At 31.7% G+C, this 16,126-nt stretch carries 10 protein-coding genes and 4 pseudogenes; 9 read left to right on the top strand and 5 right to left on the bottom strand.

Annotated features, from left to right (window positions below; translation table 11 throughout):
• Window positions 1–21: 21 nt before the first annotated feature.
• Window positions 22–150 (top strand): annotated as a pseudogene (locus BU804_RS17270) (Fic family protein); the annotation flags it as partial.
• A 350-nt stretch (window positions 151–500) separates the two neighbouring features.
• Here BU804_RS17270 and BU804_RS13075 read toward each other — a convergent pair.
• The 3 genes from BU804_RS13075 to BU804_RS01320 form a co-directional block, all read right to left on the bottom strand.
• Window positions 501–665, bottom strand: coding sequence for a hypothetical protein (locus tag BU804_RS13075; RefSeq protein ID WP_158024985.1), 165 nt, complete (start codon window positions 663–665; stop codon window positions 501–503).
• 174 nt (window positions 666–839) lie between these two features.
• Window positions 840–1,043 carry a DUF378 domain-containing protein gene (locus BU804_RS01325; RefSeq protein ID WP_075882679.1) on the bottom strand — a complete coding sequence of 68 codons (204 nt, stop codon included), beginning with the start codon at window positions 1,041–1,043 and terminating at the stop codon, window positions 840–842.
• 543 nt (window positions 1,044–1,586) lie between these two features.
• The gene (locus BU804_RS01320) at window positions 1,587–2,090 is read right to left on the bottom strand and encodes a hypothetical protein (protein ID WP_075882678.1); all 504 of its coding nucleotides are present in this window, start codon (window positions 2,088–2,090) and stop codon (window positions 1,587–1,589) included.
• A gap of 111 nt (window positions 2,091–2,201) precedes the next feature.
• On the opposite strand from BU804_RS01320, the pseudogene BU804_RS11050 reads away from it, so the two are divergent.
• The 4 genes and pseudogenes from BU804_RS11050 (at window position 2,202) to BU804_RS01300 (ending at window position 7,404) form a co-directional block, all read left to right on the top strand.
• Window positions 2,202–2,919, top strand: a pseudogene (locus BU804_RS11050) (IS1 family transposase).
• A gap of 492 nt (window positions 2,920–3,411) precedes the next feature.
• Window positions 3,412–3,585 carry a hypothetical protein gene (locus tag BU804_RS13070; RefSeq protein ID WP_158024984.1) on the top strand — a complete coding sequence of 58 codons (174 nt, stop codon included), beginning with the start codon at window positions 3,412–3,414 and terminating at the stop codon, window positions 3,583–3,585.
• A gap of 622 nt (window positions 3,586–4,207) precedes the next feature.
• Entirely contained in the window at window positions 4,208–5,143 is a 936-nt protein-coding gene (locus BU804_RS01310; RefSeq protein WP_079988556.1) for a YfdX family protein, read from the top strand.
• Window positions 5,144–6,849: 1,706 nt separating this feature from the next.
• A complete protein-coding gene (locus BU804_RS01300) occupies window positions 6,850–7,404 on the top strand; it encodes a hypothetical protein (protein WP_075882676.1) in 555 nt (184 codons plus the stop codon).
• A 627-nt stretch (window positions 7,405–8,031) separates the two neighbouring features.
• On the opposite strand, the gene BU804_RS01295 is transcribed toward BU804_RS01300, so the two are convergent.
• Window positions 8,032–8,787, bottom strand: coding sequence for a hypothetical protein (locus BU804_RS01295; RefSeq protein ID WP_075882675.1), 756 nt, complete (start codon window positions 8,785–8,787; stop codon window positions 8,032–8,034).
• 356 nt (window positions 8,788–9,143) lie between these two features.
• Between BU804_RS01295 and BU804_RS01290 the strand changes: the two are divergent.
• Window positions 9,144–9,650 (top strand): annotated as a pseudogene (locus tag BU804_RS01290) (phosphotransferase-like protein); the annotation flags it as partial.
• Window positions 9,651–10,254: 604 nt separating this feature from the next.
• Here BU804_RS01290 and BU804_RS01285 read toward each other — a convergent pair.
• Entirely contained in the window at window positions 10,255–10,932 is a 678-nt protein-coding gene (locus tag BU804_RS01285; RefSeq protein WP_075882674.1) for a hypothetical protein, read from the bottom strand.
• A gap of 223 nt (window positions 10,933–11,155) precedes the next feature.
• Between BU804_RS01285 and BU804_RS11045 the strand changes: the two are divergent.
• The 3 genes and pseudogenes from BU804_RS11045 to BU804_RS01265 all read left to right on the top strand — a co-directional run bounded on the left by BU804_RS11045 (window position 11,156) and on the right by BU804_RS01265 (window position 15,982).
• Window positions 11,156–11,933, top strand: a pseudogene (locus tag BU804_RS11045) (IS5 family transposase).
• Window positions 11,934–12,993: 1,060 nt separating this feature from the next.
• Window positions 12,994–13,524: a DUF6580 family putative transport protein gene (locus BU804_RS01270; RefSeq protein ID WP_079988554.1), complete on the top strand. Its 531-nt coding sequence runs from the start codon at window positions 12,994–12,996 to the stop codon at window positions 13,522–13,524.
• A gap of 1,213 nt (window positions 13,525–14,737) precedes the next feature.
• Window positions 14,738–15,982, top strand: a complete 1,245-nt coding sequence (locus BU804_RS01265; protein ID WP_075882671.1) for a hypothetical protein — start codon at window positions 14,738–14,740, stop codon at window positions 15,980–15,982.
• Window positions 15,983–16,126: the final 144 nt, after the last annotated feature.

Here is a 16,126-nt window from a genome sequence, read left to right as displayed (position 1 = left end):
TTAATGTAGCATCATAAGCATAAGTTACGCGATGAGTTAACAAAGATGTATAGCCAGGACTTGTTAAATAAACTTTTTCGTCATATTTATACGAAAATTGATTTCGTCATGCATGTGCTGCAAGTTACACGCAAAACCGCAGCAAAATAACTGGATAAGCTCGTAGGAATTGGCCTGCTTACTAAGCATAAAAGAGGGAAAGAAAATTATTATATGAACAATATCCTGTTTGATCTTTTGTTCAATGTGGGCTTAAAACAAAAGAACATTTCGTGAGTAAAAAACGCAAAATAGGGATATGTGAGAACCATCATGGGTACAAAAAATGAGTTTTCTACCCATGATCAATTATCATATACGATTTCATCTGAAAAAAATATTGATGATTTCCACAGCTCGATTATAACGATTTATTCATTTCGATAGATATCAAAAAACTATAGAATGCCAAAATTCAAACAACGCAAAAAGAAATAATTTTTTAATTTAATTAGAGAGCATCAAATTGTTGATCCTTTAAGCTGATTAAGCTTTGCCGCAAGCTTGAAGAGTTTGGATTGATTTCTTAAGTAAAAGAGGAACAGTTTTTTCTTTGAAGGGCGCTTTGCAAGCACCCACGCAATACCCCTACATGCCTCAAAAATGAGAATAGTCTTTTTATCCATGATTTATCCTCGTTTGTCTTAAATTCGCAGAATTTTAGGATAATAAAAGGTACATGTAGTATGAAGCCGGGAAAAAATAGAAATGTTCTTGGTCACGTCATTTTAAAATTTTGCGCTCATCTCCATTTTCCAGAAACTTCAATCAAAATTGCACAAATTCAAGTATCGGAATCCCTATTTCCAGTAATCTTGAATGGCTTTCCATTGAAATATGTGGTACACGGCAGCCAATCCAACGATTGCATAAACCGCTCTGGCAACCACAGGAAATTGGCCAAAAATAAATTCTACGAGGTTAAAATTGAATAGACCGACTAGTCCCCAGTTAAGACCCCCAATGACTAATAAAATAGGGGCGATGATCTCTATAGTTTTCATATATTCTCCTTAAGTTAGTTAGCCGTTCATCTAAAAAATTTAAAGGTTTTTTTATATTCATGCAACCCTATTAGAAATAGTTTGCACAAAAAAATAAAAAATTTAACCCTCCAACATAAGGGGGCTCAATTACTGGGCTACCTGATGAACAATCATTTCTCTCTGTGGCAAATGGTCGAGAAGTGATGCCAAAGTCAATTAACCTGATACTTGATCAAACCGAAAAAAATCTAATCTAGGTCTCTCTGTTATAAAGTGTGCGCTTTTTATTATGCACTTTCTAAAATGGCTGGTGGACTTCCTCAAAAGCCTTAAACCATGAAATCTTAAGCTTCAATTATCATGGTTTACTGTCTGAGCTATTTTCAGATGGTGAGAATACATTCTGGCTTTTTCTCGTTATGAAAGTTGGCCTTGAAAAAATCATTGTTTATGGAGCCACTCCAAGCTTCAAAGACTGCAAAACATCTATTTAGGTATGCCACTTGTATCCGTAAATATGTTATCTGTGCTATGCAAGCTAGTTTGTTAAGATGAATGATATTATTGTGTAATCTGAATTTCCATTTCATCATTATAAACTTTTTCTTTTTTACGAAGCCGATAAATATCAAAAATACCTACTATAGTATTGCCAAAAAATGAAACTGCTTCAATTGTACCTCTTGCAAAATTATAAAAACCTAAAGTTGCCTCATTTAGGTGGCTATTTCTATTTTGCTTGTCAAAAATAGCTTTTGCTAAGTGAGCAATTGTGTGTACAATTCTAAGAAGTGCGCGTCCTGTACCTGTTACAGTGCTTAGTCCAGGAATAATACCGCATATATTTAACCAGTTAATTCTAAGTTCACTATAAGTAAGTGTATTTTGTCTAGTACGCTTAGGTTCATTTATTACTGTAATTGATTCATCTGATTCATTTTCAGACACTGCTAAACGATAAGTAGTAATATTTTTTGTTTTAGTAATTCTCAAATCATTTGGATTTGTAATATCTGGTCTTAAAAAAGATCCCGTGAATAAATTACCTGTTATAGAAAAGCTCATGTTAATTCCTCATAATTAAAAAATTTTAGGTAGTGCTAAATAGGTAAGGCTATTTCAATAAACTGATTTAATTGGATAGATTAATTATTCTAATTCAAGCGGAGAAGAGCAATGAGATGTACGCACTGTGGCTCAGAATTGGTAAAGAAGAATGGTGATACCAAAATTTTCGCTGTTTAGAATGTGGCAAACAGTGGAGCGAAAACAATGAAGCTAAAAACATTAACGAACAAACAAAGGAACTTGTCAGAAAAGCTCTTTTTAGAAACGGTATCTTTTAATGGAATATGTAGAATTTTTGATGTAAGGATGCCATGGTTGCTAGATTTTATTAATTTCATTATCCATGATTTGCCTGAGGATTTAAATGCACAAGTCACTTGCCGTGAGAAAGAAGAGTTGGAAATGGCTAAACTTGAAGGAAATGAGCGATGGAGTTTTGTAGGAAATAAGAAAAATGATCAGTGGTTATGGCTTATCTTCCATAAAAAAGTCGCCAAGTGCTTGCTAAGCAAGTGGGTCCTCGAGATAAAAAAACCGCTGAGCTTCTTTTTGCAAAACGACCTGAATCCCTCTAAAGAAAGCCCTCTATTTCACTGATAAATTTAATGTCTATTGAAACCATTCCTTGGAGTCAACATCAACCAGTTAGCAAGCAATCTGGTCAGACAAGCGACATTGAAAAATTTAATTGTACCCTCAGACAAAGTCGTGCAAGACTTGTAAAGAAAACACTTTCATTTTCTAAAAAACTAACTAATCACATTGGGTTAATAAAATACTTTATTTGTGATTACAATAGAGACAATTGAGAGCCTTACCTATTTAGCACTACCAAATTTTACTCTAAAAATAATTATATCTGGCTTTTGATGAAAAATCAGCTAATTTCAAACTTATCATGCATAATTCACATCGTCAATTCAGCTATAAAAAGTTACAGAAGATTTTAAACAATTTTTATAAATTGAAATCTTCTAAATTGTTATTTTGCTTATTTTTAAGCTATTGCTAATAATTGTAATTTAAGGCGCACAATATAAAAAATACTGTGTTATCAAGTAGTTAAAAAGTAAAGAAATTTATAAACAGATGAAAGTTTGCCTTGCAAGGTAATTATAGGAGGAATAAATTATTTTTATAAAAGCATTGGAGTTTTTAATTAGATAAGTAAAGAGGTAAAGAAGATGAACAATATTTTTAAATCAAATCCCTCTAAATTACAAAACCCAGAAAAACAAGGTTACCTCAAAATCAACAGCAAAGAGAAAAACTCCAAGTTTCAAATATTGAAGCAACTCTTCAAAAAGCCACATTTCCAATGAATAAAGCGATGATTATCGATTTTTTTAAAAGCGACATGAAAAAGCTAGCAAGCTTAGGTCTTGTCAATTTAATCGATGAAGTTGATGATATTATTTATCATAGCTCATCTCAACTCATTCAAGAGCCTGAATCGATATATCAAAAAAAAGGAAAAATCAATAGAAAATAATTAATTTAATCGAGTGAGTTTTTAATTTAAATTTTTATTTAAATTAAAAGTAAAAGGAATAAATTAAATGCAAAGCCATGAGACCTCTCAATCATTGCGGAAGTAACAAAAAATGAAGAGCAAGGATTCTAAAGTTTATGAAAATATACTTACTAAATTGAATTCTCTTTATTAGATGTCCTTGATGGTTTTTGTTGCAGCCAGAAAGGGAATTGTTCGTTAAAATGAAAATTCGTTCAGATGAAAAGGTGACAAATCTTAAGGTGAAATTAGGGATTGAGTTGTTGTTAAAGCAGTATTAAGTGAATTAATAGACGCTCTAGTTAAAAAAGCAAAACGCATAGATATGAATATTGTTAAAGCTGTGTTAAAAAAACCTTGCGCTAGAACGTATTAATTTCCTTTAAAAAATAAAGAAGCTCTTAGAGCAAAGTTATGTACATTATCTAGAAAAATAGATTTCGCTTTTCAAAAAGGCGAGGCAGAGAGTTCAATACGCAATTTAGTAAGAGTATTAGGAGATATTAATGAAATTACAGTTAAATATTATTAATACTAAGGTTGAAAAAATTAAAAATTGTTGTGTTTTTGGTCTCTAATTTTAATAACTAGGAGGTTTCTAATGTCCTTTAAAATGTATTTAGTCGTAATTTTAAGTCTTACAGCCTGCATGGCTAGTTTAACTGCAGAAACAGACCTTTCTAACTTATCTCAAAAAGTTACTTTTCAAAATCAGGCGCAAGCACAAAAAGATATTCAAAATCAAACCCAGCAAGCTAAAGAAGAGGTACAAAAAAGTCTTGTTCCTGACGCTATTTTTATTGTGAATGAAACAAAGAAGGCCATTAATTTTATTAAGAATGGACAAATTGCAGAAGCTTTGTCTGCTGTTGAAAGTGCCACTGGTAAAAGTAATGTCTTATTAGCTCGTCATCCTGAGAATGCTTTGCTACCTGTAGATTTTGCTATTAAAGTTATTGATAGTGCACCTGTAGAACTAAATAAGATCAATGGAATTGAGAAACTGATTAAAAAAAACATTGACTATAAAAATTATCCAGTTAGTCGTGCCTTGCTTAATCTCTTACGTAGTGAGATTGATGTTGTTACCTATTGTTTGCCTCTTGCGTATTATCCTGAAGCACTCAAAAAAGCGGCAAGATTATTGGAATTGAAACAAGCTTCGGAAGCAAGTTTGGTATTAGGCATAGCACTTAATACATTAGTAGAGATGCACCAAACTTTTCCTATACCAACAATCAAAGTAATTACTTTGTTGAATACAGCTGAAGACATCTTGGAAAAGGAAAACGATAAAGAGAATGCTTTAAAGCTTGTAAATGAAGCTAAGTTCGAGCTAAAACGTTCAATAGAATTGGGTTATTTAGAAAAAGATGAAAAATATAGGGCTTTAAATGAAGAACTTACAGATCTGGAAAATAAAATTAATAAAAATCAAAAAAGTACTTCTAGCTTTAGATCTTTAAAGGAAAAATTTCGAGAGTTTTTAAAAATTTTATCTAAGCCAAAATGTGATTCTCGATGTTTAAACGAGTAATTTGTAGTAATGAAGAAAGTGTAAAGTCCTTAAAAGCTATGGAGCATCAACTCCATAGCAAAATATATTTGAAAATCCCATGTATTACTAGTAGTTTAATCAGGCGTTACCGTATAAACTTGTCAAGTTAAGTATACGAATGTATTGTTAGACTGCTGCCGATCTTTTTGTGTTTCATTTTTTAAAAAGCAAAGAAGATCCTGCAAAGATTATTGATTGAAATGACTGAGAAAAGCCGAAGGATATCACTAATGCGCGGCACAATGGCGGTGCAACAAATAACCTAGTCAGCCATTTGAAACCAATAAAATCCTGTAGCATTTTCACCATAAATATCTTTTTACCTATAGGGACTTAGAGTTTTGGGTAATGTGGCGAACCACCGCCCTTATAACTTGCTTTGTTCCTTGATTCAAGTCCAAGGTGCCCCACTTTTTAAATGCGTTGAGAGGTAAGCTGGAAGGAAAAATTAGATAAATTCATTGACCAAGCTAACTCTTCGTTATCTTTGTGGACTATCCTAAGCGATAGGGTGACAAAAGGCCAAAAAAAAAGCACAACAAATTACCCATTAGAAGTAACAAATAACCCTAACAATCAAGAGGGAATATTACTACTATTAAAAAAAACAAACAAAAGAATAGGAAAAGTTGGCGCAGTTAATAATTACTCGCTCACATTTTTTAAGGACATCCTCCTGTTATCAAAACATTTAGTTCATATAACTTAGTCAAAAAATTAGAAGAAGAATACCGAAGTCAAAATCGGTAGCGTTTGCTATTTAAATAAGATAAAGGCACAAAAACACATTTTCAGCGAGGCAATTAATCGAAACATCACTCCGGTCTTGCCCATTAAGCCTAAAAACACAAGCAATGTGCAGCAGAACTTACTCTGGTAGAAGAACCGGTTTCGTAACTTACATCCTCCATTGCCTTAAACCGAGCCTTATAGTTGAAACACGCGATCTACTTGTTACTGAACAAACTGGTTAAAGTAAACCTCATGTAGCCCACTATCCCTGTGCATTTTACTTATCCGGTCTGTTACACCTATCTTAATCCGATAAAATTCAGTAGACTTTTGATCAAAAACCATTTAGTACCTTAATTATAGCAGTTGGATGAAATCGATTTGATTGGCAGATTATCGCTCTTATAAATCGTTGGTTGTAGGTTTTAATCCCATTTGCCCCCTTCTCTTTAATTTACAACTGATCAAGAGCAAGATTTGTTTCTATGGAAATTTTTTAATACTTCATAAAGTTTTTAGTACTTCATAATGTTTCTGAGCATAACATAACACATAACTTCTTCGCGCTGACATGGCTATTAACCATAGGAACGCATTAAGATTCTAAACTTTATTAGTTCGATAAGATTTAATATATGAGTAAGTTTAAACCATTAAAATATTATAACGGGGCCATGACAGAAAAGTTGGTCAACTATCTATCACATAACTTCGTAAACAATTGAGTAAATACGTTTCGGATGCTGGCTTCGACCCTAAGAATGTCCGAAGAATGAATAAAACTTTAAACCAAGCTTTTGGCACAACTATCAGCGTTAAAATCACGGTATTGGTCTTCATTTTATTAGCTTAGCAAAAAAATAAATCAGCTTAAAAGTTTTCTAACATATGATAGTTTAGATTGGCACGCCTCTTGCATAAAATGAACTGCTAAAAAGCGCAGGAGGTATAATATGTCTAGCCCAATCCATTCGATTTCAGTCCCAGCAACAATAGAAGGAGTAAAATTTGATAAAGATTTTGTCCCTTCAAAAGAATCTAAAAATCGCGTAAAAGAATTGGGACTCGAAGCTCTTTTAAATATTAAGAACAACGATGCATCAAAAAGTTTGGAAATATTAGAGGCAACCGTTTGGAAAATGGCATCTAATGTAAAAAAAAGGCGCTTTGGCTATGAAAAAAAAGATTTTATTAAATCTTTAAATTTTTTAGAAATATTTTGTATGTATGGAGCCCAAGCAAATCTTTCAAATCAGCGAAATAAAAAAGTTTTGGAAGAAAATATAGATACAACAGTAGTAAAAGCTGTTCAAGAGATTGAATACATAAATAAGCTACTCGCGTCAGATGTAAAAAAAATTGGAAAAGTCGTTCTAAATCAACATATTGAAAGGCTTAATCATTTAGTGAATAAAATTTTTACAGGCAACTTAAGTCAAACAGAACAAATTGCAATGGGGAAAATTGTAGATAAAGCTAAAAATATTCTAAAGAAACTAGTCACTTAATTGTTAAAGTTTTAGTTTAAATTCATCAAGTTAGAGGGTGCATCGGCGGTACAAGACTTTGCCAATTGCACCATCTAGCATTTTGATTTGAAATCTTTTATCTTCTTAATAGGTTGATTGTCCGAACCCATTTTCAAAACAAGAAACAATATTATATCAGAAAATTTTCTGAAATCCCAACTTCTACAAAAGAAGGGAAAATTGACAATAGCTAAAAGATCACTTTTTTGTTTGAGATAAGACATTTAGAGTATAATTTAATATAATCACAAAGATATTTATGAAATTTTTAACAATAAGTATTTCTAGCATTCATACTATCATGCAAGTTCAGAAATAAATTTCTATTTAAAGGAATGAGTAAATTTGCTACTGAGTAGACGAAAAGCGAAAATATAAACTTATATCAGAAACTTTTGGATGAAAATTTAGCTGCTAAAAGCTTAAAAAAATTACAGCGTTTACGAAACTTAATATCTGGCCTTTGTGTAGGCTTTAGAAGGCTATGATGATACTTGGAGCCTGGGATACATTTTTAAATCCAATTGAGCGTGTGGGCATAAGAGAGAAATAAGCCTTGCTATAATAATAACAAGGCTGGTGAAATCTCTTAATTGTAATTAAATACTATTGTATCTCAACTGTATTCAACTGCGTATATAGCTCATTAGCTATATCGGTTGAAATAGAAGAATACATATTACAATTATAGTTATCATGTCTATTACCTCTATCAGAGATACTAGAATAAAGGAAGCTGCTAAATGTATTACCTTTATGAGGAGTAAAAATGGCGTGCATAATTGTATCAGCAATTTCTGGTAAATTTGATATAGTTCTAGGAATATCTTGTGGATTAATTTTCTCTACAAAGGCTAAGACACTTTTAGTTTGACAGTTAGGAAAAAGAACACCATTATTACGGTTAAGACCTTTGATAATGACAACATTTCGTCCATCTAAAGTCCTTGTTCTAGCGACTGAATGATTTAAATTATTCCAATCAATCTTTTTAATAGCCTCACAAATTTTTTCATTCGGGGCTTGTGCAAGATTAATTTTTGGCAATGCTTCAAATTTATCTTTTCCTCCTAAAATTTTGTAAAAAGTCTCTATTAAAGGATCTTTAGACAAAAGGTGGGTAAAGATTGTCCATCCAGCACAGGCTAATCCTGCTATCAGGACAGGCCAACAGAAAATTGTAGCGTTGAGTTTTAAAGCTGCTAAAGATGCAAAAACTGCGACTGCCACCGCTCGTATCACTGCAATATTTTTTGGTAGTTGAGTTGAAATTTCTTTTCCTTTTCTAAAAGGTGCTTGGAAATTAGCATAATGCATTTGGTACTGGTCAGGACATGTTCCATAATATAAAAAATTGTTCATAAATTTCCTTAAATATAATTACAACCAGAACAGATTTTATTTGTTGATTATTAAGTTATTATAAAGTTTTTTTAAAACAGCTTTAATATAGCTGTTTAAACTCATGTGATTTAACTTAGTCTGAATGTTAAGCTTAGCATGGATTTCTGATGAGAGTTATAAATTAAATTTCTCAGAAAACGATTTTTTAGGCGATCTTTTTTTCCTGCGTAAAAAAAGGAGATAATCATTCACTGGGATTTTAAATTTTTTAGAAATGTTTTGTATGTATAGAGCTCAAACAAATTTTTCAAATCATTTATATTAATGGACCTTCTAGCTCTGGTAAAACTACTCTAGCGTAAGCTTTACAAGAAGCGTTATATCAACCATTTCTTCATATAGGTATTGATAGAGTCATAGGCATGATGCCGAATAAGCTGAATAACTGGGAAGGCGGTGAAGCTCCTCAAGAGTTTAGTTGGAAATCATCTATCGATGAAACAAGCCATCCTGTCTATGAAATTCAGTTGGGGCCTTTCGCACAAAAAATGAGTCAAACCCTTAAAGAAATTGTCCTCATGCTTGCTAAGATGAAACATTTTATTATTATCGATGATGTAGCATTTGATAGCACTGCTGTCAATATATGGCGAGAAGTATTAAAAGTTTATAAAGTGCTATGGTTCGGGATTAAAACACCACTGCCAATACTTGAAGAACGAGAAAGATTAAGAGGGAATCGAATGCATGGAACGGCTAGAGCTCAGTATTTTAAAGTTCATAAAGACATTACTTACGAACTTGAATTTGACACAAGTAAAGAATTTATGAAAAATATTGTGCAAACAATAAAGGAAAAGTTATGTCAGACAGATCATTGATTCAAACAGAACGATTAATATTAAGGCGTTGGTGAGAAGACGGCTTAAAAGTGTAGTTCAAGAGTTGGGAAAAATCCTTGCTAAACCAATTCAATTAGATAAGGAATTACTCAATGATAATGCTAAACATGCTTTCTGCTTTAGAGGATTACAAAATAGTTTATTTTTGACGCGATGTTGACAAAAGTCTTATGAAATTCTACCACAATAAAATATTTGATTTACAAGCCTAATTAAACATTCGCCGGTGTAATAAGTCATTTATTGCGTCGATTTTTTAAAGTTTATTTTAAACAACAGTAAGACCAATAAGTTTCTTAGTGCTTTCTTAATGCCATGAATAAGCTTAGAAAGGCAAATATGGTTTATCTACTTCTTCCGGATTAATGGGTTAGCCTATGCAAAAAATTACTTGATGAAAGGATAACTTAATAGGCTAAGCAAGTATTTTTTAATGCTAATTGCGCAATATAGCATCTCTACCTTTTCCCTTTAGCTACAGATATATAAAAGTGCTATCTAATCATGCCGATGGCCATCCAATTGATTCAAGAGATATTAAAAAAATAAAGAAAATTTTATCATATAGATAATCAAGGAATTTTTAAATCATTAGAACGGGACCCCAAGGAGCGTCAAAAAACCTCGCATTTGCATGGGTTTTTTTAAATTGTTCTTTGTTCGAAACACAAACGATAGTATTAGGATCAATTACCTCTTTTGGAAAATTAAGAGAGCGATAATAAGCCTCTTCTTCTTGGTAATAAGTGTCCGAGTCATTTTGTAATGTTTTATAACCTATGAATTTGAAATTGTTAGGGGATACTAGAACATAGTTTTTAGGGGATTCAAGGGCATAGTTATTAGGATCAGTTTTAAATCGCTGATTCCAAATTGCCTGATAGGTTGGGTTTGCGGTTGCTGCCGCTCTACACATATTATTAATAGCTTTCCTCTTCCCTAAATTTTTTCCCCCTACTTTACTTTTGATTATTCTAACAACAAATCCAACAAAACCTACAAAAGGAATAGCTTCTATTATTCCAGCAATGATATTAGCAGCGCCGTGAATAATATGGCTTGCTGATCGATTCCTCAGAGGTGTGTAATTAGAATCAAAAATTGTGGCAGTTGAGAAAATAATTGTACAAGCAAGGCCTGATAAGCACTGAGCTCCTCCCATTCCAACCTTGACGATTCCAGGAATGATCCCTATTATAGCAGGGCCGGATCCCATACTTAAATACTCTTCAGCACAACTTAATACTTTTTCTATTTTCATCTTATTTTCTTTGTTGGTTAAAAGTTATTATAAATTTGAGTATTTATAAATTAAGTTTATTTTAAATATTTATTAAATTGATAATGCTTTTTTCTATAAAGTATAATTCCATCTAATTAATATTATATTTTAAAAACAATTTTATAGCAATTTAATAGAGATTTTCTGAAACCTGAATTTCAATGACGTTTAAGCTATTATATCACCAAAAATCTGAGGTGATATGAGATTTGAGAACATTAAAAACTTGAAACCAGAAGGTTTCCGCCGCTAACTGGGGTCAAATTAGAGACTTCTAAAAAAATGGTGGAGATGATAGAAAAAGCTCTCCGAGAAAAGAAGTCTAAGGGAGGCCGCCCACACAAACTTTGTCCGGCTGATATGAATTTGATGACTCTGGACTATTTAAGAGGATATCGGACCCATTTTCACATTTCTACCAATGATGGGGGTAAGTGAAAGTCATTGTGATGACAACATGCGTTTTGTTGAGAACACATTGATTAAAAGCGGACATTTCAATTGACCTGGCCGCAAAGCGTTAGTAAAAAGCGATGTCGAATAGGAAGTGATTTTAGTAGACGCTACTGAGAGTCCTGTTGAAAGGCTAAAAAAAGCAAAAATACGACTACTCAGGGAAGAAGAAAAGACAGACTCTGAAGACTCAGATGATTGTCAATAGAACAAGGGCAGAAATCATCTGCACAAGCGATGGGCATGGAAAATGCCACGATTATCGCCTCTTTAAAAAATCAAAGACAGGAATTCATTCCGGAATAAAGGTAGCAGTAGACACGGGTGATCAAAGCTTGCAAAAAGTACAGACTCAAACGGTTTTACCCAAAAAGAAAAGTAAGAAAAATCCTCTGACCAAGGAAGATAAGAAGAGAAATACTTTTCGGGCTAAAAAACGTGTTCTTGTAGAGAACGTGATAGGAATGTTAAAGCAGTTCAAAATTATCTCAGATCGTTATCGAAATAGGAGAAAAAGATTTGGATGACGCTTTAATTTTTTAGCAGGACTATACAATGATGAACTTAAAAATTAGGTTTCAGAAGAACTCTAATTAAAAATATTTTTTAATTAAATTAATCTAAAATTAAGTAGATTCTTATGAAGATTAATCAACTTTTAGATAAATTGAAAGTTTTTTTATTAATATTAATAAACTTTATATAAGGGCAATTTCCACAATAAAGCTCAATTGTCAGTTAAATTTACTGAATTAAGTAGATGCAAATAATAAAAACTTTGGCTTGGGCAAAAATATTTTTAAGTTTACAAAATGCAGAAAAGCTATACACTTCAGGTTAAAAAAGAACAAAAAATGATTGCTCATATTAAAGCCAAAGCAATCATTTGTTATTATTCTTAATTTGTTGCAATAAGACAACCTTAAAAAATTACTCCTAGACATGGTTAATTTATCAATAAATTGAAGAAAAATTAGAGGTAATTTTTCCAAAAGAATTCATGAATAGCCGAATGAGAGTTTAGCATGATATACTTTTTTATTAACGCGAAATTCTTAAGTGATGCAATTCAAAGGTCTCACAGTAGCTATCGAAAATTAGTTTGAAAATCGAGGAGCGGTTTTTGAACTTATAAATTTTGATGAAAAAAGAGCTTAAGCCTATTCAAAAGTTACGGGCAGCTCATCGAAAAAATCTCCGAAAATTACCTAAAAACTTCAAACTTAGCCAAACATTCAAGAAATAACTTCTTATTTATCAAACATATAATTTTGTCATTTGAAATAAGATAAGGGTGCAGTAGGTAAATGAAGTCAATGCTTCAGTATGCTTTCCATCTTTTTTTACTACTTTTTAAAATTTTCAAAAAAATTTAATAAATTGACAATAACAATAATTAATAAGTAAAAAGAACCCATGAAAAATTCGCCAAAAAAGAACAAAGGAATTCCTAGACTGATGGAAACTAAAATATACTTTTTAAACTTAGTGAAAAATTATATTTTTTATGAGTTGTAGCTTTGGATGATTGACAAAATCTGGCCATTTCCTCAATATTTTTTAATTATTAGATGCAACAGAGTTTATATGAATACGTCTCGCTTTTTAACAATTTTTGGATTAATTTTTTTTGGAATTGCTACGCGTTTAACGCCGCATCCCCCTTGTTTTACGCCCCTTAATGCTATTATCCTTTTTAGCGCTTACTACTATCAAAATCGTTCATTGACTTTATTTTTACTCTTTTCGACGCTTCTTTTTAGTGATCTCGTTATAGGGTTTTATTCTACATTACCGTTTGTTTATTTTAGCTTTTGTTTGGTGATTTTTATAGGGCAAAAACTTAAGGAAAAAATGCCTTTACGATATCTCTTCTTCATTAGTTTACTAACTTCCTTCCTTTTCTTTTTGATCACAAATTTCGGAGTTTGGACAGTGGGTTCTTTATACCCAAAAACATTAGAAGGGTTAAGTACTTGCTACTTAGCCGGTATTCCTTTTTTAAGAAATCAAATATTAGGGGACGTAAGCTATAGCTTTTTGTTGTTTGGATGTGTGGCATATTGGGAAAAAAAATTCTCAAGCCAATACGCCTTACGAAACTTTCAACCTATCTGAGAATAAACGCAAGTTTTGAACTGCATTAAAATTAATTATATTTAGGTATAACTTTTAAAGAAAAGCAAAGATAAATTTGCTAAATTTTTAGAATAAATGTTCTAGTTAAATAGATTTTAAAATTCTGTAAATTTTATTAAAACAACGAGAAGTTAAGAAAGAGATAAAAATACTGCAGGAGGAGTCATTTTGTATTTAGTTTTATAGAAATCTATAAATTTTTATTAGGTTTTTAATAATAAAAACATCAATGAAAAAACTTCACTAAATCATCTTCAATTTTCTCAAAAATTAAACAAAGTTACGATCATTTGTGCCAAAATTTCTTTTGTTTTAAGCACTAGTATATTTCCTTCAGGTGTTTTTTCATATTCCTCCTTTAGCTGGGCGTATGTTTTTATATAGCTCAATTAAACACTTTATTTACACCTAGTCTACTTTTTCAGTCAATCCATGATACCCTCGACATATGACCCATATTGCTGCTATGCTTTGAGCTCTTTCAACAGTTGTGCAGTCAGCTTGCAAAGGGGATATATGGCTCTATTAAAAGTTTTATCCTAGTTTGCGAAATATTAGAATTAAAATGGTAACCACCCTGTATAACAGATAATAAAGTGCGGTTATTTCATTTATTTAATGCGATAATAAATCAACCCTCTTCACATATCGACAAATTACTCTTGAGTAGTTTTAAATTCATGCGTCAGTAAAGTTTCGATTTTTTTAGATCGGAATATTTTTGCATAATAGATTTAATTTGTTGTAGATTAAGTTTTAAAGAAGTGGGTTTGTAAGAAATTATTACATTTTCCATTTAAATATTTTAAAGGGAATTTAAAGCTTCATTGCTAATAAGATTCAAAGTAGTGTGCAATTCTCCGATAGCAGATGATGGAGGAATGTGGGAGGATAAGTGGAAAGTGGATTGCTAACGCAAATTTGAATATTCGTCGACTTTAGAAAAGTTTTAAAAAAACCTTAACTTACTCTTTCTGTAAAAATTTTAATTGATTATAATTTTTTAATCTTTTAACAAATGCTGTTCAATGCAATCGTATGAACGAGCGGTAATTGAATTGTTTTATTTATTGTTTTTAACGTTTTATTGTAAAATAATTTGTAATTATATAAAATAGTTACTTTATTTGAATTATTAATAATAAAACACTAAAACAAGTGTTTTTGAATATTAAATCTTAGGATGGAATAAATGAATCTCAGGACTCTTTTTTCTTCGACTTATTTGACATGGAATACGCTAGTCGCCCATTACCAAACACCCGGTGTTAAAATTACAGATGAATCGAATAAATGGATTCGCAAAACAGCTCCTATTGTCAATGTAGCAAAAAAAGCTCTCCTTATTGTCGCTTTCGCTATTACTACTATTGCAACGGGCTTATTTAGTCTGTTTATTCTTCCTTATCGTATTTACCAATTAAAAAATGCAAATCAATTAGTCGCAGCCGATCTTGCTCTTTTGACTTCAAGTCAAAGAGCCGAATTACGTCTCCAAATTGTAAATTGTATCAGAGAAAAAGAAAAAAAACATAATTTTCGGCTCACTTCTGAACAATATGAAGAATTTCTTAGAGATATCATGGCTTATTATGCTCGTAGTAGTGAATTTTATGGGCCTGTTGCTTTAGCATGGACAGAATATTTATTAGAAAAAGCAAATAAAGATAACCGTAAACTTGTATTTTGCGCACGAGATGGAATTGCTCCTTACGAAATTGCGTTAAAACTAATGCAAAGACCCGACTATCAACAAAAATATCCTAATTTAGTGGGTGAGGAAAAAATTGTTCTGGCCTATTTGTCAAGAGCAGTGGTGACAGAATCAAATAGAACAGCAGAAAATAAAGAAACCTTTCATAAATATTTAAATCAGTTGGGAATTCGTGATGGAGATCAATGTACTTTTGTTGACATTGGCTTTCAAGGCAGCCAAATTAATAATACCAGAAGTATATTAAAATTTAACAATCACAATATCGATGCATCTTTCAGTTATTTACTTTCCCATACAGATGATGCAGAGGGATTTATTATTTCCGAAGATGATAGCCGAAGAACTGAACAAGAGGCATTCAAACAACTACCAAGCATTATGTCCATTCTTTATAAACGTGCTGGTAGTAATTTAGCTACCCATTGGTTAGAAGACACTCATCAAAAAAATGTGAAGAGCCCTTCCAGTTTAGTTAAAGTAGAAGAAAATGGCAAAATCAAAGTTTATCCAAACACTTTGGTTCCCAGTGCTAAGGAATTTGTAGCTTCAAAAGGATCGAAAGAATATTTTATTAGAAAATGGTGCATAAAAGCAGTTGTGCAAGGCGCTGAAAAATATGATATTGCTACTCTTAATCTGTCTCTTGCAGTTAATCGTTTGGATGAAATGCTAGACAAAGTTGTAAAAGGGCAATTACCGCTTTTAGTTTCTCATCGATAATCCTTATCACTTTTTCTTTGATATTAAAGCATTCTACATAGTCAGCTTTAATATCTTTAAAAAAAACTTAAAATAAATTAAGTAATTATTAAATTTTTATATAAATTTATTGTTTTTGATTTTAGTTTAATTTTTTATTGTAAA

It is taken from the genome of Candidatus Protochlamydia sp. W-9, assembly GCF_001950615.1.
Lineage (GTDB): Bacteria > Chlamydiota > Chlamydiia > Chlamydiales > Parachlamydiaceae > Protochlamydia > Protochlamydia amoebophila.
The sequence above is the reverse complement of the archived record's forward strand: the minus strand, read 5'-3'. Positions and strand labels throughout refer to the sequence as shown.

Bases quoted from the DNA above. Each gene is read 5' to 3' on its own strand.
- BU804_RS01320 (WP_075882678.1), bottom strand. From the start codon at position 2,090: ATGAGCTTTTCTATAACAGGTAATTTATTCACGGGATCTTTTTTAAGA.
- BU804_RS13075 (WP_158024985.1), bottom strand. From the start codon at position 665: ATGGATAAAAAGACTATTCTCATTTTTGAGGCATGTAGGGGTATTGCG.
- BU804_RS01310 (WP_079988556.1), top strand. From the start codon at position 4,208: ATGTCCTTTAAAATGTATTTAGTCGTAATTTTAAGTCTTACAGCCTGC.
- BU804_RS01300 (WP_075882676.1), top strand. From the start codon at position 6,850: ATGTCTAGCCCAATCCATTCGATTTCAGTCCCAGCAACAATAGAAGGA.
- BU804_RS01265 (WP_075882671.1), top strand. From the start codon at position 14,738: ATGAATCTCAGGACTCTTTTTTCTTCGACTTATTTGACATGGAATACG.
- BU804_RS01285 (WP_075882674.1), bottom strand. From the start codon at position 10,932: ATGAAAATAGAAAAAGTATTAAGTTGTGCTGAAGAGTATTTAAGTATG.
- BU804_RS01270 (WP_079988554.1), top strand. From the start codon at position 12,994: ATGAATACGTCTCGCTTTTTAACAATTTTTGGATTAATTTTTTTTGGA.
- BU804_RS13070 (WP_158024984.1), top strand. From the start codon at position 3,412: ATGAATAAAGCGATGATTATCGATTTTTTTAAAAGCGACATGAAAAAG.
- BU804_RS01295 (WP_075882675.1), bottom strand. From the start codon at position 8,787: ATGAACAATTTTTTATATTATGGAACATGTCCTGACCAGTACCAAATG.
- BU804_RS01325 (WP_075882679.1), bottom strand. From the start codon at position 1,043: ATGAAAACTATAGAGATCATCGCCCCTATTTTATTAGTCATTGGGGGT.